Source organism: Flectobacillus longus, from assembly GCF_030056705.1.
In the GTDB taxonomy this organism is placed as follows: Bacteria; Bacteroidota; Bacteroidia; order Cytophagales; family Spirosomataceae; genus Flectobacillus; species Flectobacillus longus.
This window is the reverse complement of sequence record NZ_JASHIC010000019.1, coordinates 1-17,444: the sequence shown is the minus strand read 5'-3', so window position 1 is coordinate 17,444 and position 17,444 is coordinate 1. Positions and strand designations below refer to the sequence as shown.

General features: G+C 35.2%; 20 protein-coding genes. 16 read left to right on the top strand and 4 right to left on the bottom strand.

Annotated elements, in window-relative coordinates; all coding sequences use genetic code 11:
• Nucleotides 1-557: 557 nt before the first annotated feature.
• The 15 genes from QM491_RS14530 to QM491_RS14465 all read left to right on the top strand — a co-directional run bounded on the left by QM491_RS14530 (nucleotide 558) and on the right by QM491_RS14465 (nucleotide 12,030).
• On the top strand, nucleotides 558-1,691 hold the full coding sequence (locus QM491_RS14530) for a hypothetical protein (protein ID WP_283328214.1): 1,134 nt from the start codon (nucleotides 558-560) through the stop codon (nucleotides 1,689-1,691).
• A gap of 69 nt (nucleotides 1,692-1,760) precedes the next feature.
• Nucleotides 1,761-2,153 carry a hypothetical protein gene (locus QM491_RS14525; RefSeq protein ID WP_283328213.1) on the top strand — a complete coding sequence of 131 codons (393 nt, stop codon included), beginning with the start codon at nucleotides 1,761-1,763 and terminating at the stop codon, nucleotides 2,151-2,153.
• 33 nt (nucleotides 2,154-2,186) lie between these two features.
• Nucleotides 2,187-2,726 (top strand): hypothetical protein, encoded by a 540-nt coding sequence (locus tag QM491_RS14520; protein WP_283328212.1) that lies wholly within the window; start codon nucleotides 2,187-2,189, stop codon nucleotides 2,724-2,726.
• Nucleotides 2,727-2,778: 52 nt separating this feature from the next.
• On the top strand, nucleotides 2,779-3,291 hold the full coding sequence (locus tag QM491_RS14515) for a Crp/Fnr family transcriptional regulator (protein ID WP_283328211.1): 513 nt from the start codon (nucleotides 2,779-2,781) through the stop codon (nucleotides 3,289-3,291).
• 78 nt (nucleotides 3,292-3,369) lie between these two features.
• Entirely contained in the window at nucleotides 3,370-3,696 is a 327-nt protein-coding gene (locus QM491_RS14510; RefSeq protein WP_283328210.1) for a DMT family transporter, read from the top strand.
• 349 nt (nucleotides 3,697-4,045) lie between these two features.
• Nucleotides 4,046-4,399, top strand: coding sequence for a DUF2200 domain-containing protein (locus tag QM491_RS14505; RefSeq protein ID WP_283328209.1), 354 nt, complete (start codon nucleotides 4,046-4,048; stop codon nucleotides 4,397-4,399).
• Nucleotides 4,400-4,574: 175 nt separating this feature from the next.
• Nucleotides 4,575-4,946: a hypothetical protein gene (locus QM491_RS14500; protein WP_283328208.1), complete on the top strand. Its 372-nt coding sequence runs from the start codon at nucleotides 4,575-4,577 to the stop codon at nucleotides 4,944-4,946.
• Between the two features lie 11 nt (nucleotides 4,947-4,957).
• A complete protein-coding gene (locus tag QM491_RS14495; protein ID WP_283328207.1) occupies nucleotides 4,958-5,536 on the top strand; it encodes a Crp/Fnr family transcriptional regulator in 579 nt (192 codons plus the stop codon).
• 65 nt (nucleotides 5,537-5,601) lie between these two features.
• Nucleotides 5,602-5,967, top strand: a complete 366-nt coding sequence (locus tag QM491_RS14490) for a DUF4260 domain-containing protein (protein WP_283328206.1) — start codon at nucleotides 5,602-5,604, stop codon at nucleotides 5,965-5,967.
• Nucleotides 5,968-6,086: 119 nt separating this feature from the next.
• A complete protein-coding gene (locus tag QM491_RS14485) occupies nucleotides 6,087-7,139 on the top strand; it encodes a ligand-binding sensor domain-containing protein (RefSeq protein WP_283328205.1) in 1,053 nt (350 codons plus the stop codon).
• A gap of 94 nt (nucleotides 7,140-7,233) precedes the next feature.
• Nucleotides 7,234-7,806 (top strand): hypothetical protein, encoded by a 573-nt coding sequence (locus tag QM491_RS14480; RefSeq protein ID WP_283328204.1) that lies wholly within the window; start codon nucleotides 7,234-7,236, stop codon nucleotides 7,804-7,806.
• A 151-nt stretch (nucleotides 7,807-7,957) separates the two neighbouring features.
• On the top strand, nucleotides 7,958-8,587 hold the full coding sequence (gene pnuC, locus QM491_RS25545) for a nicotinamide riboside transporter PnuC (RefSeq protein WP_374761261.1): 630 nt from the start codon (nucleotides 7,958-7,960) through the stop codon (nucleotides 8,585-8,587).
• Complete coding sequence (locus QM491_RS14475) at nucleotides 8,584-9,558, top strand: AAA family ATPase (protein ID WP_283328203.1); 975 nt, start codon at nucleotides 8,584-8,586, stop codon at nucleotides 9,556-9,558. The genes pnuC and QM491_RS14475 overlap by 4 nt, the downstream gene beginning before the upstream one ends.
• A gap of 401 nt (nucleotides 9,559-9,959) precedes the next feature.
• Nucleotides 9,960-10,868, top strand: coding sequence for an alpha/beta hydrolase family protein (locus tag QM491_RS14470; protein WP_283328202.1), 909 nt, complete (start codon nucleotides 9,960-9,962; stop codon nucleotides 10,866-10,868).
• 58 nt (nucleotides 10,869-10,926) lie between these two features.
• Nucleotides 10,927-12,030 carry an acyltransferase family protein gene (locus QM491_RS14465; protein WP_283328201.1) on the top strand — a complete coding sequence of 368 codons (1,104 nt, stop codon included), beginning with the start codon at nucleotides 10,927-10,929 and terminating at the stop codon, nucleotides 12,028-12,030.
• Nucleotides 12,031-12,171: 141 nt separating this feature from the next.
• On the opposite strand, the gene QM491_RS14460 is transcribed toward QM491_RS14465, so the two are convergent.
• Together QM491_RS14460 and QM491_RS14455 are read right to left on the bottom strand one after the other, a co-directional pair.
• On the bottom strand, nucleotides 12,172-12,663 hold the full coding sequence (locus tag QM491_RS14460) for a hypothetical protein (protein WP_283328200.1): 492 nt from the start codon (nucleotides 12,661-12,663) through the stop codon (nucleotides 12,172-12,174).
• Between the two features lie 158 nt (nucleotides 12,664-12,821).
• Nucleotides 12,822-13,136 (bottom strand): DUF2185 domain-containing protein, encoded by a 315-nt coding sequence (locus QM491_RS14455; RefSeq protein ID WP_283328199.1) that lies wholly within the window; start codon nucleotides 13,134-13,136, stop codon nucleotides 12,822-12,824.
• A 136-nt stretch (nucleotides 13,137-13,272) separates the two neighbouring features.
• Here QM491_RS14455 and QM491_RS14450 point away from each other — a divergent pair, with 136 nt between their 5' ends.
• A complete protein-coding gene (locus QM491_RS14450; RefSeq protein WP_283328198.1) occupies nucleotides 13,273-14,703 on the top strand; it encodes an amidohydrolase in 1,431 nt (476 codons plus the stop codon).
• Between the two features lie 172 nt (nucleotides 14,704-14,875).
• Here the strand turns inward: QM491_RS14450 and QM491_RS14445 are convergent, their stop codons facing one another.
• The gene (locus tag QM491_RS14445; protein ID WP_283328197.1) at nucleotides 14,876-15,508 is read right to left on the bottom strand and encodes an EndoU domain-containing protein; all 633 of its coding nucleotides are present in this window, start codon (nucleotides 15,506-15,508) and stop codon (nucleotides 14,876-14,878) included.
• Nucleotides 15,509-15,783: 275 nt separating this feature from the next.
• Nucleotides 15,784-16,821, bottom strand: a complete 1,038-nt coding sequence (locus tag QM491_RS14440; protein ID WP_283328196.1) for a hypothetical protein — start codon at nucleotides 16,819-16,821, stop codon at nucleotides 15,784-15,786.
• Between the last annotated feature and the right edge of the window lie 623 nt (nucleotides 16,822-17,444).

The following is a 17,444-nucleotide window of genomic DNA, read 5'->3' as shown; positions in this document are numbered from 1 at the left end:
TATTGTCTAATCCTTATAGCATCTTCGTTTATTGTACCAAACAGGATAAAACAAAGAATTTTATCTTAAAGTATCTACCAACACAATATTATTCCATGACAAACGAAGTTTTACCAAATTATTCAAAGATTACAACTAGCAAATTTTCGCTAAATACAAGTCATATTAAATCTTGGGATTGTACTAATGTGTTGATAGGATTTGATTTATCTTCTTTTTATTCAAAAAGTAGGAACGCTTTGCAACTAATTCCATATTTAATATTTCTGTCAGGTATAAGAGTAAAACTGCCTATCTATACCCAAATACAAAGTAGATTTATTCTTTTTGATTAAATACTTTCATGGTGCTTCATGTGTATCAATATGCTTCTCCTTAGCTGTTGGGCACAACCGCTTATTGAATCCTAAAACCACTCATCCTTTTCTCTCAATCATTTCCAACTTTCTATGATTTTCCTGTATCTATTCAACTCAGAACCATTTAGACTTTGTAAAAGTCGAACATACTGTTCTCTAAAATTTCTGTTTATCACTCTTTAAATGTAACAATCTATCATGAAAGCGTTTAGTGTTTTTCTCTTTGTCTTGTTTATACTAACAGGATGTAGCCAAAATGAGGATCAAGTAATTACCTCCCAACCTTCTAAAATTCGATTTTTGTCTACCTCAAAAGCCACCTATGAAGAAAGTAAATCCGATACTTTTAGCATCAAACTTGTACTGGACAAACCTTCGAAAAAAGACGAAGTTGTTGAATTAGTTTTTAAAGGTACGGCCTCATTAGGTCAAGACTTTCAATTAATCACCCCTTCCCCTTTGACAATCAAAGCAGGAGAAACGTCCACTCTGATTAAGTTTAAAATCAACAAAGACGCTAATGCCGAGAACGCATTAGAAAATTGTATCATTACGCTCAAACCTCTCAATGGTACTCTTGTAGTTGATAATAACAGTAGTATAGAATTTGAGATTGTCGAAACTCCTGCCAAATCAATCATTGGATTTGAGTTTAAGACCTTGGATATTGAAGAATCAAGTGAAGTAAAAGTTAGACTCAAAATCGATAAGCCTTTAACGGAGGATGTAACTATATTGCTAGAAAATCAAACGGAAAATCAATACTATAGACAAAATGCCAACTCTATGTATTGTGTCATGCCTGCTGGAAAAACAGAGACAACTGTATCACTTAACTTGATGGATTATAGACCAACAAAAGGACGAAATCTTTTTTACAATCTAAAAATTAAGAGTATAGATAATGATAAAATAGATATTGACATCGAAAAACAAGCAATAGCGATTAGAGCTATCGACGCCAACCAAGGTTTGCTTCTGACCATAGAATGGGAAGGAATTGCTGATATTGATTATTACGAAATTATTGACAAACAAGGAAGTAGATCTGATTGGGAATACACACATAAAGGCTCGGTTAGTGTTCAAAATCTACAGGAGGATGGTTTGTATTATTTGAAATTTAAAGCTAGCAAGCCTCTGAATAAGAAGATTCCAATCACTATCATTGCCCAAAACAATACCACAGTACCAACCTCGACAGTAGGAAAATATAAATTTGATTTTAAAGATACTAATGACTCTCTAGCCCTAAAGATATACAAACAAGGTCTCAACTATACGATTATCCCACGCGATGTGGTCATAGTCCCACCTGTAGGGATTGGATAAAACAAAAAAAGGTGCTGGACAATAATCCAGCACCTTTTTTTATATTTAGTATTTAATCGTAAAAAATTTATGAGATTAATTCAATTACTATACCTCTTAGTCATACTCAGTTCATGTAATGAGCAAAAGCAGTATAAAGCATTTAAAAATAATTTTTATGTAATCAAGCATGAGTATGGAAAATCGGACACCCTCTGGGTAAATCATATTCCTGAGGGTTCAGATAGGATGGTCATTGTAGATTCTTTTGACTATACTATCCATCAAAAATCTATTCGGATATTAAAGTTTACTAATCCTGATGCAGGTATAGACAGCAAAGTAGAGGCTTACTTCGAAAAATCTTTAGGAATATTTTTGGTAAGAAATAAAACTTGGTCGTTAAACTATCAGCTGAAGTCTACGGATGATTCGGTTGAGGCTTGCATTGATAAAATTCAGCATTTGGATTTCGTCAAATAATCTACAGATATTCATCTTAAACTTTAATGATATATGGGCTTTGGATTTCGCCTATTCATGATATTATTTATGGTTCCTTTATCCGTAATTCTTTTGATTACATGGTTCATAACAAGGAAAAACCATTGGGGGAAAATCATTGGTTTCTTGTGGTTAGGTCTTTTGGCGATGGTTATGTTTTTATCTGGTCTAAATTGGATATTAGGAAAACCCAATCTAGAAAAAGATGATTACTATGGGCAGTACATTGTAGATAGAACCTATTTTTCGGGGAAACAAGCCGATTGGCAATACAATCATTTTCGATTTGAAATAAAGGATAACGACTCTCTCTACTTTTACGTTACCGAAAAAGAGAAAATTATAAGAACTTATGTTGGTAAAATCAAGGTTACTGAAAACTATATTTCTGAGCATTTACTGATAAACATGCCTCAACCAACACATCATATCCTTAGTTCTAATCCTACAACTTACCGTTATCCTTGGTACTTTCATTTAGTTTTTTACTCACCTAAATTCAATAATCTTTATTTCAAAAAAGGAAAATGGGAGGCAATAGATCCCAACTGATATGATTCTATCACAAATTTCAAATACAATTTACCCTTTACCTAAAGCTTCCATGCAAAAACTGGAAGAACATATTTCTGAGGTTAGTTTCCCAAAAGGTCATATTCTACTGCGAGCCAATAAAGTGGAAAGTAGTATTTATTTTATAAAAAAAGGAATTGCAAGACTCTATACTCAAACGCCTGACAATGAAATTACTTTTCTGTTTTGCAAAGAAGGGGATACTTTAATGTCTTTAAAAAGCTATGTCACTGGACAAAAAGGCTATGAAGATGTAGAGTTATTGGAAGACTGTGAACTGTACCAATTAAAGGCTGAAGTGTTGGAAAATCTTTATCAAAGTGATATTCATATCGCTAATTGGGGACGAAAATTGGCAGAACTAGAGCTCGTCAAAACGGAAGAAAGATTTATTGCCCGACAATTCAGAACCGCCAGCGAACGCTATCATGAACTTCTGCAATTACATCCTGACCTAATTCAGCGAGTCCAACTGGGGCATATTGCTTCATACCTTGGCATAAGCCAAGTAAGTCTGAGTAGAATTAGAGCTGAGATTCGATAGAAAGTATTTTTTAACATTTGTAAAATTTATTTCCCTCTCCGATTCAGACCTTTGCTAGTGAATTTTAACACAAAAAATATGAATTGGATTATATTGATTATCGCAGGATTGTTTGAAGTGGCCTTTACATTTTGTTTGGGCAAAGTAAAAGAAAGTACAGGAAACGAAGTATATTTTTGGTACGCAGGATTTATCATGGCTTTGATTATCAGCATGGGACTTTTGATGAAAGCCATTGAATCGCTTCCTATTGCTACAGCTTATGCTGTTTGGACAGGCATTGGTGCCGTTGGAACGGTACTTTTGGGAATTCTTGTGTTTAATGAACCTGCTACTTTTTGGCGCTTATTCTTTATCAGTACCTTAATTGGCTCTATTATTGGATTGAAAATGGTGTCACATTAATATCGAATATCTAAAAAGCATTTATGACAGAAAGACCTCATATTTTGGTTGTTTGTGCTCGAAATAAAAAGCGAAGCAGAACAGCAGAATGTATTTTAAAAATGATATGCTCATTTACTAACCAATCTTTTGCATCAGCTCCGTAGGAGCTTTTCTACAAAAGAAACAAAGACTCTAGCTTGTTAAAGCTTATTTACATGACTTATTTTCATTTGGAAATTTTTGCTATATCTTTATTTATAAAACTTAGTCTATAAATAAAGATATGTATGTCTGACAATACGTTTCTGTTGAAGAATAGTAAATTTAACCTATAAATAGAACTATCAAATAATCTTTCGCTTTACTAATGAATCCCAATACCAGAGTTTTCAAAATGTCTTTTGCGAGTGTATATCCTCACTATGTACAGAAAGTTGAGAAAAAAGGACGTACTGTTGATGAATTACATGAGGTGATTTGTTGGTTAACAGGCTATGATGTTACCAATATTCAACACATTATTGAGCAAAAAATAGATTTTGAAAGCTTTTTTGCCAACGCTCCTCAAATAAACCCCAATGCCCATAAAATTACAGGAGTCATTTGCGGATACCGCATAGAGGAGATTGAAGGTACATTGATGCAACAAATTCGTTATCTTGACAAACTTGTCGATGAGCTAGCAAAAGGTAAAAAAATGGAGAAGATTTTGAGAGCTTAGTCCTAGTCCCTTTTTATTCTATTTTGATTTTTATTAAATTGTATTTTTAGAAATATTCTTGCAATATTTCCTCTTAAAAGCAAACATCATCATAATTTGAACAATAGCCCGACATCCAAAGTATCACACTTCTTCATTCCATCTTTGACACCTTTTATCCAAAAACCAAATCTAAATGACACAGGAGCAAGTTTTAAATGGCCTTCAAGCAGAAAAGGATAATTCTCTAGCGCAAGAATGTGTAGTTGCCCTCCAACAAAACCCAGAGGGTTTTCAAAAAGGGATTGTGCAAACGAGAGAATTTTTAGCAGGTTTATATGCTACAAGATTGAGAATCAACAAAAGTTTAAAAAGGAGTTTTTTTGAAAATGAAGAAATAAGTTCTTGGGAAGAGGCTATCAAACAACTTTCGGCTTCATCTGCTGAGGAGGTGCTCCTAAATTCTGTAATTACTGAAGAAAAAGCTTACTTGATGTTTTGGGATACTGCAACAAACCAACTGATTACTATTTTCTATTTATATCGAGAAAATGCTCAAGATTTATAACAACTCTTTTCGTGCAAGACTTTAACCTTATTATTCAAGACAACTTTGGGCAACTTTCTGAGGTAGAATTAACACTTCTTCGCACTTACTTTAAGGAAGAAAAACTTCCTAGAAATGCTTTTTTTACCCAATCGGGCAAAGTTTGTGACAAGCTCAGTCTAATCAAAAGTGGGATTCTAAGAGTTTATGCAGTTGTGGACGGCAAGGAAATTACACAATGGATTTCGACTCAAAACTATCTTCTAACTGAAATCTCAGGCTTTTTCTTCAACCAGCCCAATCGTTGGTCGATTCAGGCTTTTACCGATGTCGAATTACTGACGCTTTCTAAAAGTAATTATCTTAAACTTTGCCAGGAATTTCCCAAATGGCTCGATATTGAAAAACGATTCATTGTCAAATGTTTTGCCATGATTGAAAACCGTGTGTTTTCGCATTTGTCAATGACCGCCGAAGAACGCTATGATGCGTACTTCGAACACAACAAAGAGCTTTTTAATCAAGTTCCGCTTCAGTACATCGCTTCGGTATTGGGCATGAGCGCCGAAACATTTAGTCGTATCAGAAAACGTAAATCCGAGAGTTCTTGATTTTTGTCAAGAGTAAATACTTTTTAATGCTCGAATTTTGTGTCATCACAAAAACAAAAACGAACATGACAAAAGATATGAATTTCCTCCTCAAATTAGAAGAACTTGGTCAGCTACTTCTTTCAATACTATTATTTCAACAACTAGATTATGTTTGGTGGATATACACAGCGTGTATTCTATTACCAGATGTTTCGATGTTGGGATACCTATTTAATACCCAAATTGGCGCTTGGACATACAACTTATTTCATCACAAATTATTGGGTATCGCTATAATTGGTCTTGGATATTGGCTCAATCATGACCTTATGACTCTATCAGGTATCATTTTGTTTGGTCATTCAGCAATGGACAGAGTCATGGGCTATGGACTAAAATATACGGATAGCTTTCAACATACGCATTTGGGATGGGTGGGAAAGAAGTGACATTTGCTCTCACAAATGATATGAGTATTTTATAAAAAAGGATAGAATCTTTAGAAAAAGAGTGCTGGATAGGAATCCAGTACTATCGAGAGAAATGTTAACATGTAAATCTGACCATTATGAATGTATTTCTTAATTATTTCCGTGCGGTAATGCTCTCATGTTTGTTACTCTCAATGTTAATTTCCTGTCAAGGACAAAATCAAAATGCTTCAGAAAAAACCGAAATCTTTATTCTTAAACTCACAATTGGGGAAAAAGTCCATGCTATTGGAAAGTCTGTTCGAACCATTCTGCAAGACAAACAGCAAAATATTTGGATAGCGACTTTTGGCGATGGAATTTTTAGATATGATGGCAAGGATCTTATCCAGATTACCCAAAAGCATGGCTTGCCCAGCAATAACATTTGGGATTTGAAAGAAGATTCGAAGGGACTTATCTGGATAAAAACTCAACAGAAACTTTACTCTTTTGACGGTCAGTCTTTTAAAAATCAGCAAATTGAAGTTATTAGTGGTCTTTCTGTAAACACACAAAAAATAGATTTATTCACAGAATACTATTTAGAAAACAATCAGGTAAAAAAGTTTCATCTCTCTGACAACCCTTTAATTCCTGCCATCAGCAACAATAATAATGGCTATAGTCCTTTCGGAATTTATCGTACCTTAAAAGATAGCAAAGGCAATATTTGGTTTGGTACGGATAGAAAAGGTATTTGTAAATACGACGGAAATACCTTCACGTGGTACAATCAACCCGATTTGTGTTTGGCGGTTCGGGCGCTTTATGAGGACAAAAGCGGACATATTTGGGCAGGGAATAATGGTTATGGGCTATTTCAACTCGATGATAATATCTTTAAGAATATTTCTCAAAAATATCATCTGGACAATCCCGATTTTGTAAACAAATTGCTGAGTAAAAAAGGAGCCATGTCACGAATCTGGGCGATTACCGAAGACAAAAGTCAACATCTTTGGGTAGCCACTATAGACAATGGCATCTGGATGTTTGATGGACAAACCTTTCAGAATTATACTACAAAAGATGGTCTTGTGAGTAATAATATTTGGACTTTATTCTGTGATAATAAGGGAAATATTTGGATAGGAAGTGACGATAATGGTATCAGTATTTTTGATGGAAAAACTTTCAAAACGCTTTAAAAGGATAGAATCCTTAGAAAAAAGGGGCTGGATTCCTATCCAGCACCAGCGAGCCCTTAAATAGCACTGACAAAATTCATATACTAATCGGAGAATGAAAAAGAAAAGAAAGCCTACTAAATATTTTCCTCCCTTGCCTCAAAAGAGTATAAATATTTTACGAATACTTGATGGACTAGCATTCATATTGGTTTTTATTACTATACTTACTTGTTTAGAAATCAAACAAATGGATCAGATTTTCTTTGGAGGCACGTTGTTTGTAATCTTCTTAGTGGTTGGATTGATTCTAGGCTATCAAACCATATACTTTATAAAAGAAAGAACTCCCTTACTTAGTCATCCTATGGCCCAAAAGAACTTTTTTCTTAAAAGTCTATTTTTCCTCTTTCTGATAGGTACTCCTTCTTTGGCAAGTTTTTATAACCGAACATTTCCATTTAATTCAACAACGTGCGCCATTTTCCCTATTTTAAAAAAAGGACAAAGTTCAAGAGCCCCTTCTTCGTACTTCATTTATTTTCAATACCAAAACCAAAAAGAACGGTTAAGCATCAATAAAGATATGTGGATGTCAATCAAAGAAAATCAACCTATGGAAATCTGTATTGCAAAAGGCGGATTAGGGTTTGAGTTTGTAAAAGAAATTTACTTTGTTCATGAGTAAAGCAACTCCTCTATTAACCTAGCGGAAGAATTAATACTTCTCTTTTAGTTTTTTAGGTTTTTGAAAAGGATAATTTTATTCTTCCTGATTCCCAGCGGCTAATAGCATATAGCGTTATAATTTATTACTTCATTAAAAGCAGAAATATAAAATGTATTATTTCGACATTAACACAACGTTTGCTAATGTTTGGGGCTACTCCTTGAGCTATATAGAATTTGTTGGGACGTTATTTGGTCTATTATCCGTATATTTTGCGACAAGGCAAAATATTTTAACTTGGTCTACAGGGATTGTTAATGTCGTATGTTTTTTCCTCATTTTTTCCCAAGTCAGTCTATATTCTGATATGTTTTTACAAGTATATTTTTTTATAGTAAGTTTGTACGGCTGGTTCATTTGGAAAAGAAAAGAAGATAATACCCTTAAAATCACACAACTTTCGTCTCGTCAAAAGCAAGCTATATTGATCATTCTAGTTTTGTCTACGGGCATTTTGGGCTATTTCATCGAACATATTCATTTGTTTTTTCCCAGCTTATTTACTAAGCCAGCCTCCTATCCTTATATTGATACATTTATTGCTATTTCGAGCATCATTGCCAATGTTTTATTAGCCCGAAAGATTCTTGAAAACTGGCTTCTTTGGATTCTAACTGACATATTATGTGTTTTTGTGTATTTTCAAAAAAACATATTATTCATTAGCATCGAGTACTTCATATTTCTATCTTTAGCCATTCATGGTCTGTCGACTTGGAAAAAATCTCTTAAATCATGACAAAAGGGCTTACACTTGGCAAATTTTATCCCTTACACCTTGGACACTTAAAACTAATTGAGTTTGCGAAGACACAATGTGATATACTTTTCGTGTTGATTTGTGCTTCAGATACAGAAAGCATTGATGGACAAACCAGATTAGAATGGATAAAAAAGTCATATAATAACTGTCCTAATATTAATCCCATACTTCTTGAATACCACGAGTCAGAGCTTCCTAATACTTCTGTTTCTTCCAGAGAAGTTTCGCAACTGTGGGCAAATAAAATTCTGAGCCTTATTCCTGATTTAAATTATATTATTAGCTCCGAACCCTATGGAGCTTATTTAGCAGAATACCTTCAATGTGAATCAATTTTTTACGACATTGCTCGTACAATCACAAACATCTCTGCTAGTTTGATTAGGCAACATCCATTAAGGTATTGGGATTATATTGCTGATTCAGCCAAACCATATTTTGTAAAAAAAATCTGTATTTATGGTTCTGAGAGTACAGGAAAATCGACTCTTACTGTTAACCTTGCACAGTATTTCAAGACTAATTATGTCCCAGAAATGGCGCGTGAGGTTATTGAAAAAACAGAGGAATGTACGCTATCACATCTTGAACAAATTGCTAGTTTACACGCCAAAACTATACTAGAAAAAACACCTTTGTCCAATAAGATATTAATTGTTGACACCGATGTGAACATCACAAATTCGTATGCCAAGTTTTTATTCAACAAAGAATTATTAATAAACGATTGGGTTAAGCAAGCGAATACGTTTGATTTATATCTTTTCTTAGACATTGACGCCCCCTTCGTACAGGATGGGACTAGGCTTGAAAAGGAAGATAGACTCAAGTTGCATTTTTCCCATAAGCAAGAATTAGCATCTCAAAAAATCGATTATATCTTACTTTCTGGTGATTGGGATAGTCGTTTTCAACAAGCTGTAGATGCTATACAAAAGCTATTATAAATATCCTGTTATTAGAATTTTCGCAATTTGTAACTATTTACTTCTGAACAACAAAAGCTCCATGGGTTGTTACCAGATTAACTGTTTTTGCATTATTCCTCTTGTCATTACTTGCTTGTCAAGGGCAAAATAACCATTAACCAAAAGACTTAAACCTTTGTATTTTAAACTCACAAATGACGAAAAGTCCATACAGTTAAGAAGTCAATTAGAATCATTATGCAAGACTAACAAAAAACAGTTGAACTGGAAGTGAAGAAAACAATAGGAGTATTTTATAACATCCTTAGAAAAAAAGGGCTGGATAAGAATCAAACTCTAACGAGAGGTTCTAGCACCAGCTTGGAAATTCCTCATCAATATTTTTCTTAAATATTTCGTTATTCCTCTAAACAACATTTATGAAAATCTTTATCCTATTTCTTTGTCTTATGGCTCAGTTTAGTACAAGCCACGGACAAACTATTCAAAAAGGGAAAGCCAAATCACTGGATAAATCTTTTTCTTATTTCTATCTAAAACCACAAGAAGAAATCAAAGGCATCCTTTTGCTTATTCCTGCTTGGGGAGAAAAGCCCAAAAGTGTTTTTTACAAAAATAAACTCCCTTATTTACTACTAGAAAAAGGCTTTGTGACAATTATTCCAGAGCTTACTCCATCATTTACCCCAGAACCAAACACGTTCGCCCAACTAGATGAGTTGATTCGTACATTCCAAAACACCTCCTCGACAAAACATATCCCATGCGTTTTGGGAGGCTTATCGATTGGAGGAACTATTGCTTTGCACTATACGGAATACTTGGCATCGCAACAATCATCGTCAAAAGTAGATGCTATTTTTACGATAGACCCTCCTTTGGACCTAACTAGGCTATATATTTCTTCGGTGAGAAAAATAGAGTATGCTTGCTCCAGCAATCTTATTAAAAAAGAAGGATTATCAATCAAAAAGAACTTGGAGGATAAGTTAAAGGGTTCATCTGATGAACAACAAGAGGCATATATTCATAATTCTGTATTATCAGCGAATCAGGCAGATGGTGGAAACGCCAAACTATTATCCAATATTCCAATTCGCTTATATGCCGAACCTGATTTGGCTTTTGTACAAAAAACGTATTGTGAGGCCCTACAATTTGAAGACATTAATGCGGTAGATTCTGAAAAGCTTCAACAGTTGCTACAAAGACTGGGAAACAAACATGTTGAATATATTGCGACAAAAAACAGAGGCTTTCATAGTTGGAATATCCTAGAGCCTCATGATTTCATCAAATGGCTAGCCTCACTCCTTCCTTTTAATTAACTATAAATCAAAAGGATACCAACAAATTTATTATTCTATTCTGTAAACATTCAAAACCTTGAACAAACCTGTTACTCACAAATTTTATGGCTTAGATCACCTTCGTGCCTTTGCCATTCTGGTTGTTTTCTTGTTTCATTATTATATTCTAAGTGGAGGTCAGCCCGAATGGTTACCTGAAGTGGCAAGCTTTGGCTGGACAGGAGTTGATTTATTTTTTGTATTGAGCGGCTTTTTGATTTCATCCCAGTTGTTTGAACAAATTAAAATAGGTGAGAAAATTTCCTTCAAAACATTTTTCCTGAAACGCTTTTTCAGAATTATTCCTGCATTTGGCTTTACGGTGATACTCTATTTTTGTGTACCTTTTTTTCGAGAAAAAGATAGCTTGGCTCCTCTATGGAAATATCTAACTTTTACGCAAAACTTAGGCTTAAATCTTAAATTAAATGGTGCTTTTTCACATGCTTGGTCACTGTGCGTAGAAGAGCATTTCTATTTATTTCTTCCTTTGGTACTACTTTTATTACAAGCAAAATCATTGTTTAAGTATTCCTATTGGTTATTATTCATACTGTTTTTGGGGGGATTTGCCATTCGTTATTATAGCTACACGTATTTATATCTGCCCAAAAGTACCGATGACTTAAGTTGGATGTATTGGTACAAATATCTCTATTATCCAACCTACACAAGGCTCGACGGACTGTTGGTAGGCGTTTCAATCGCAGGATTTTATCAACTTTCACCCAAGATATGGGCTCGTATATCGCAGTATGGCAACTTATTATTGGTGGCATCATTAGCAATTTTGTCCTTTGCTTATTTTTTGTGTGAAGATCAAACAACTTTCAACGCCTCTGTATTTGGTTTTCCTATAATTGCCCTAGGTTATGGTTTGATGGTAGCGGGAGCTATTAGTCCAAATAGTTTTTTGTATCGAACTAAATCGATGGTAACTAGTCAACTAGCTAGCTTGTCTTATGGTTTATATTTGACCCACAAAGGCATTATACATGTCACACATCAAATGTTATCTAAGTATATATCGAACCCCAATCTTATGTTGGCCATCTCGATGATAACATGTATCGTATTCGCTTACTTTTTACAAATTTTGATAGAAAAGCCCTTTATGAGACTGAGAAATCGGGTTTTGTAGTGGAGATTTTAGGTTGGATTAATTAAAACATAACCATGGAGGGATATGTAGGATAGAATCCTAAGAAAAAAGGGGTGCTGGATGGGAATCCAGCACTAGCGAGGAGAATCCTGCACTAGCGAGGGAAAGTTAACAAAAGTTTTAACCAACTAAATCTGAGAAGATAAGGTATTTAGTTTTTGATCTAACTGGAATTTTTATTTTAATAACGGATTTTCTATGAGAACCATTATTCTCTTGCTTTACGGTATCATTGGGTTTATGATCTAAATAAATTCTATTTTTTTCAATTCTAGAAATAAAGGTTTTCAAAACTCCTGTATCGATCGACAGATAATATATTGTGACTTGCGCGGTATCCTTATTCATTACGCAAGCCAATGGTACTTGTTTCATATATGGTAAAAATGATAAATTTGGAAATTTTTCTTCATTTGCAATCCTTTGGTCTAATGAGTCAATCAGGCTTTTTTTTGATACTACAAAATCACGAGACTCTATTATATAGATAGAATCACTAAACATTTCCTTTGGAGTATAGTTAATTTGTACCCCTTCAACCTGTTTGGAATTTGGATGTTTTTGACAACTACAGAATAAAAGAAATATGAGTGTAATTAGCCGATTTTTCATAAATTTTCACCAAAATGGTATTGCTAAATGATTAGACTCTCTCAACAGTACTTTAGTACATAAGATCGGAAAAACAATAATATTAAAAGATAACTTAGAATAGTATGAATCTGAAAGCTATTACTCTTTCTTCTGCGATTTCTAGGTTATCGAGTAAACTATTCTACTATGATTTCAAATTTATCTGTATCCTTTACTCTTTCAAGTGAAGTTCCAAATGGAAGGTTCAAATATGGAATTATTGCTTTATCATAATTGGCAATTGTATTCACATGATAAAACATCGTATTGTTAGGGTCGTCAACATATTCTTGGTTTTCAGTTCCTGAAAAAAAACGCCAACCACTATCCATCTTATCCTCTGGCTCCTCGCGATACATATAACCAACATTCATACCATCGACCGTTATTTTATCTGTGGCGCAACAAAATCCCATTGGCGGAATCAAGTCAATAAATTCTTCTGCTTTCATTTTATTTTCTTTGCTTGGGTATCATCAAAATAACATTCTGCTACTTGCTTGATTTAGATTTGCTCATGGGTTAAATTTGATATTGGCGAAAATACGTCAAAATATTGTTTTCCATTCATTCACCCAAACTAAAACCATGAAAAAACTACTGTATGTATGCCTCTGCCTTTGGGTAGGTATTCCGTGTGCGATGGCTCAACAAGAAATTACCCAAGAATTACAACAAAAGTCCATCCAATACGCTGCCTTGTCAGATAAAATTTGGCAATGGGCCGAACCGGGATATTTAGAAGACAAAACCGCCAACGCACTGATAGAAGAATTGCAAGCGGCTGGCTTTCAAATACAAAAAGGGGTTGGAGCGATACAAACGGCTTTTATAGCTACCTACGGCACTGGCTCTCCAGTGATTGGTATTTTGGCAGAAATGGATGCCTTGCCCGGTTTATCACAAGAAGCAGTGCCTTTTAGAAAAGCTAAATTTGTGAATGCCTATGGCCATGCTTGCGGACACAACTTGTTTGGTGTGGGCTCGGTTGCGGCAGCCATTGCCACCAAAAATTGGATGGCAAAAGCTCATGTCAAAGGAACCATTCGCCTGATTGGCACACCAGCCGAAGAAGGTGCTGGCGGTGGCAAAACCTACTTGGTAAAAGAAGGCATTTTTAAAGATGTAGATGCTGTATTACACTGGCACCCAGGCGATAACAACAACGCTAGTCCGAACTCGTCTTTGGCGTATCGAGTAGCCAATTTTAGTTTTACGGGCTTGGCGGCTCATGCTTCGGCTAGTCCCGAAAAAGGTCGCTCGGCTTTAGATGCCGTTGAAGCCATGAACTATATGGTAAACTTGATGCGAGAACATATTTCTCCCGAAACGCGTATTCATTATGTGATTAAAAACGGTGGACTTACCTCCAACATCGTACCTGATTATGCGATGGTCGAATATACAATTCGTAACCCTACAGCACAGGGTTTAGAAGAAATTTGGCAACGCCTCCTCAAAACCGCAGAAGCGGCAGCCCATGGTACAGAAACGAAAATGAGCTACGAAATTTTGGCAGGATTATACAATTTACTCCCCAATGATATTTTGGCAAAAGAAATGCAAAAAAGCCTTGAAAAAGTCGGAGGCGTACCTTACACACCTGAAGAAATAGCTTTTGCTGAAAAAATTCGTCAGACGGTAAATGCCCAAACACTTGCACCCATCAGTTCTGCCCAAACGGTGCGTCCTTATACCACGGGATTGGCGTTTCCTGCTTCTACAGATGTGGGCGATGTGAGTTGGGTTACGCCTACGGCTGGGCTTTCTACTGCCACGTGGGTGCCAGGTGTGCCTGCCCATAGCTGGCAAGCTGTTGCATGCAATGGTATGAGTATTGGGCATAAAGGCATGATGAACGCTGCCCAAACAATTGCCCTTACGGCACAAAACTTGTTTAAATCGCCCAATTTGATTGAACAAGCCAAAGAAGAATTGTACCAAAGAAGAGGAACAAAAACATTCGAATATAAATCTTTGGCAGGCGATAGAAAGCCTCCATTAGACTACCGAAAATGATAAACACTTCACATCATCCAAATTGGACTTTACTAAACTAAGGGCTGGAAACTATAGCTTGCGATAAAATTGACTTTTGCAGGAGGCTATCCTTTTTGGACAGCCTCCTGTAAGGGATAAAATCCTTAGAAAAAGGAGTGTTGGATAGGAATCTAGCGGTAGCTACGATATTCTACTTGAAAGAATCATACTTATTCATAACTATGTAAGCTGTTTTAATCAATCCTGTTTTTTTATCACTATATCCCTCAATTTCTATTCCATCTTTTGTTTTTGAAATCCATTTATCGTTGTTTCTTTTTATTGTCGAACATAAATAAGCCTCCACAATTTTTTGAACGATTTTTTCAAAACTCCAAAACTCAGGCCAAAAAGTTGTTTCTCCCTTTTTAACCTTAGATCCATTTCCTGAGTTATCTAATTCGGGACATATAAATAAAATTTTTCCTTTGTATATTTTATCTCCATTAGGCAAAAAAATGAGAGATTTCTCTTCATTTTTAAATTGAACTTTCCCTAAATTGATTAAATCAAATGTATGACAACCAGAGACTTCAACTGTAATACATTCATTTTTCTTTAGAGAAATCTTAACTCCATCGTTATTTCCATTACGAATTATGGTTTGAATTACCCTTTGAGAATTCCTATCTTTTATGATTATCTTAACCTCTCCATATCTAATATGTTCTAAAGCTTTCTTTGCAAAAAATAGATAATGGAAAGCCTGAAAATTACTTAATGTGCAACAAGGAAGATAACTGTTATATGTGTAGCCGTTTTCTGAACTAGAGAATTTGGTCATTTATTTATAAGTATAAATAAATGAGTTTTAAGCCCTCTTTTTTCGTTAAACTATTCCAATATATTGTATAATTTTTTAAAGTATTTTCGGATTTATTTTACCGAAATTTGACCTACTTTTACCTGTAGTTTACCCACAAAAAAGAGGTTGGCAGATTATACCAACCTCTAGTACTCCTGAAGTATTGATTTTCGCTCGCAATGAAAAAATAGTTACTCCTTTTCTTATTGCTGTCCTCCTTAGGCTTATATTTCTTTTCTTTAATCAAAAATTAATTAAAGTCTGTTGATTCCTCCTGCGCTTACGCCACAACCAATACTGGTGGTATTACTTGTAGCATTGTTGTTATTGGTGTTGGTTTCTCCCCCACCCGATACTTGTGCGGTGATGGTAAAAGCACCCAGACTTGTTGGTGTTACCGTTAATGGAAAATTGATACTTCCGCTTGCAGGCAAATTGGGTGCGGGATTGGTACAGGTGACTGTCGTTGTCCCTGAGGATGTGCCTGCAACGGCACAAGTCCAGCCGTTGCCTCCTCCACTATTGAAAGTCAAACCTGCGGGCAAGCTAAAACTTTCTGACACAATTCCTGAACTAGCTCCTGAGCCTACATTCATGACACTGACGGTATAGCTGTAAGCTGTATTGGGAGCACCAGAAGATGGTGCAGTCAACGACGTCATCAAGTCGGGGACGAGAGCTGTAAGACATACTGCGGGTCCACCATAATTATCTTTGTAGGCGTCAGCTAAACCTTTACTAATGCCTGTGATATAGACAGAGCAATCCGTATTTAGCAAGGCTGTTCCCGAACGGCTTGGTAAATCTATGCCATTTTGATACATACGGATATTTCCTAAACAATTTTGCAGTCTAAAACGAAACAAGGGAATTTCAACGTCTTTTGTGATCGTATTTGTAAGCCGTGGTGAGCCAGTCATTCCTATAAAGGCATACTCTGTATTAGCATCGTAGGTAGATCGCTGAATAGTCCACAAATATGAACCAAGATTGTCTGAAGATACTAAATCTTCAATACTTCCTAGGAGGTTAAGTACCGTTGAGCCTGTATAAGAGATAGGAGAAAACGTTCCTATGGGGGCAACTACCGTAAATTGTATGGTAGAAATGTTGTTACTGGGACTTAATGAACTCAGCGTGGTATCCGACTTCATGGTTCCATAGTAGTAGCCATCTGGGCGTAACTCTATCTTGAAACTAATATGAGGATTCACTGATTTTTGAGCAAAAGTAGTATTGCAGATTGCTATAAGTCCTATTAGAGGGAATAAATAATGTAGAAACGTTTTCATAAGATTTTATAAATTTGATGTTTTTGAGCTACATAAAACATGCCAAACAAACTTTAAAAGGCTATTGGGTATCAGCTATTTAAGAAAGACAGCCAATACCCTAACCAATTTTTTTATTTAGCGATTTTATAAGTACTAATGCAACATAAAATTGCATTAATACGCTTTAGGCTGTAAGCCGTAGGCATTAGGCAAAAAAGCATCTAATACTTCATAAAAAATACTATCTAACTTTTAGCCTACTGCATAAAGCCTAGAGCTTAGTGAGGGTAAAATTAATTATATTTTGCCCACTAACTTAGGTATTAGTACAACATAAAATTGAATTAATATGCTTTAGGCTGTAAGCCGTAAGCATTAGGCAAAAAAGCTTCTATTACTTCATGAGAAATACTATCTAACTTTTAGCCTACTGCATAAAGCCTAGAGCTTAGTGCGGGTAAAATTAATTATATTTTGCCCACTAACTTAGGTATTAGTACAACATAAAATTGAATTAATACGCTTTAGGCTGTAAGCCGTAAGCATTAGGCAAAAAAGCTTCTATTACTTCATGAGAAATACTATCTAACTTTTAGCCTACTGCATAAAGCCTAGAGCTTAGTGCGGGTAAAATTAATTAT

Excerpts from the sequence above, each read along its gene's own strand:
- QM491_RS14530 (WP_283328214.1), top strand. The coding sequence starts at position 558 with ATGAAAGCGTTTAGTGTTTTTCTCTTTGTCTTGTTTATACTAACAGGA.
- QM491_RS14525 (WP_283328213.1), top strand. The coding sequence starts at position 1,761 with ATGAGATTAATTCAATTACTATACCTCTTAGTCATACTCAGTTCATGT.
- QM491_RS14520 (WP_283328212.1), top strand. The coding sequence starts at position 2,187 with ATGGGCTTTGGATTTCGCCTATTCATGATATTATTTATGGTTCCTTTA.
- QM491_RS14515 (WP_283328211.1), top strand. The coding sequence starts at position 2,779 with ATGCAAAAACTGGAAGAACATATTTCTGAGGTTAGTTTCCCAAAAGGT.
- QM491_RS14510 (WP_283328210.1), top strand. The coding sequence starts at position 3,370 with ATGAATTGGATTATATTGATTATCGCAGGATTGTTTGAAGTGGCCTTT.
- QM491_RS14505 (WP_283328209.1), top strand. The coding sequence starts at position 4,046 with ATGAATCCCAATACCAGAGTTTTCAAAATGTCTTTTGCGAGTGTATAT.
- QM491_RS14500 (WP_283328208.1), top strand. The coding sequence starts at position 4,575 with ATGACACAGGAGCAAGTTTTAAATGGCCTTCAAGCAGAAAAGGATAAT.
- QM491_RS14490 (WP_283328206.1), top strand. The coding sequence starts at position 5,602 with ATGACAAAAGATATGAATTTCCTCCTCAAATTAGAAGAACTTGGTCAG.
- QM491_RS14485 (WP_283328205.1), top strand. The coding sequence starts at position 6,087 with ATGAATGTATTTCTTAATTATTTCCGTGCGGTAATGCTCTCATGTTTG.
- QM491_RS14480 (WP_283328204.1), top strand. The coding sequence starts at position 7,234 with ATGAAAAAGAAAAGAAAGCCTACTAAATATTTTCCTCCCTTGCCTCAA.
- pnuC (WP_374761261.1), top strand. The coding sequence starts at position 7,958 with ATGTATTATTTCGACATTAACACAACGTTTGCTAATGTTTGGGGCTAC.
- QM491_RS14475 (WP_283328203.1), top strand. The coding sequence starts at position 8,584 with ATGACAAAAGGGCTTACACTTGGCAAATTTTATCCCTTACACCTTGGA.
- QM491_RS14470 (WP_283328202.1), top strand. The coding sequence starts at position 9,960 with ATGAAAATCTTTATCCTATTTCTTTGTCTTATGGCTCAGTTTAGTACA.
- QM491_RS14460 (WP_283328200.1), bottom strand. The coding sequence starts at position 12,663 with ATGAAAAATCGGCTAATTACACTCATATTTCTTTTATTCTGTAGTTGT.
- QM491_RS14455 (WP_283328199.1), bottom strand. The coding sequence starts at position 13,136 with ATGAAAGCAGAAGAATTTATTGACTTGATTCCGCCAATGGGATTTTGT.
- QM491_RS14450 (WP_283328198.1), top strand. The coding sequence starts at position 13,273 with ATGAAAAAACTACTGTATGTATGCCTCTGCCTTTGGGTAGGTATTCCG.
- QM491_RS14445 (WP_283328197.1), bottom strand. The coding sequence starts at position 15,508 with ATGACCAAATTCTCTAGTTCAGAAAACGGCTACACATATAACAGTTAT.
- QM491_RS14440 (WP_283328196.1), bottom strand. The coding sequence starts at position 16,821 with ATGAAAACGTTTCTACATTATTTATTCCCTCTAATAGGACTTATAGCA.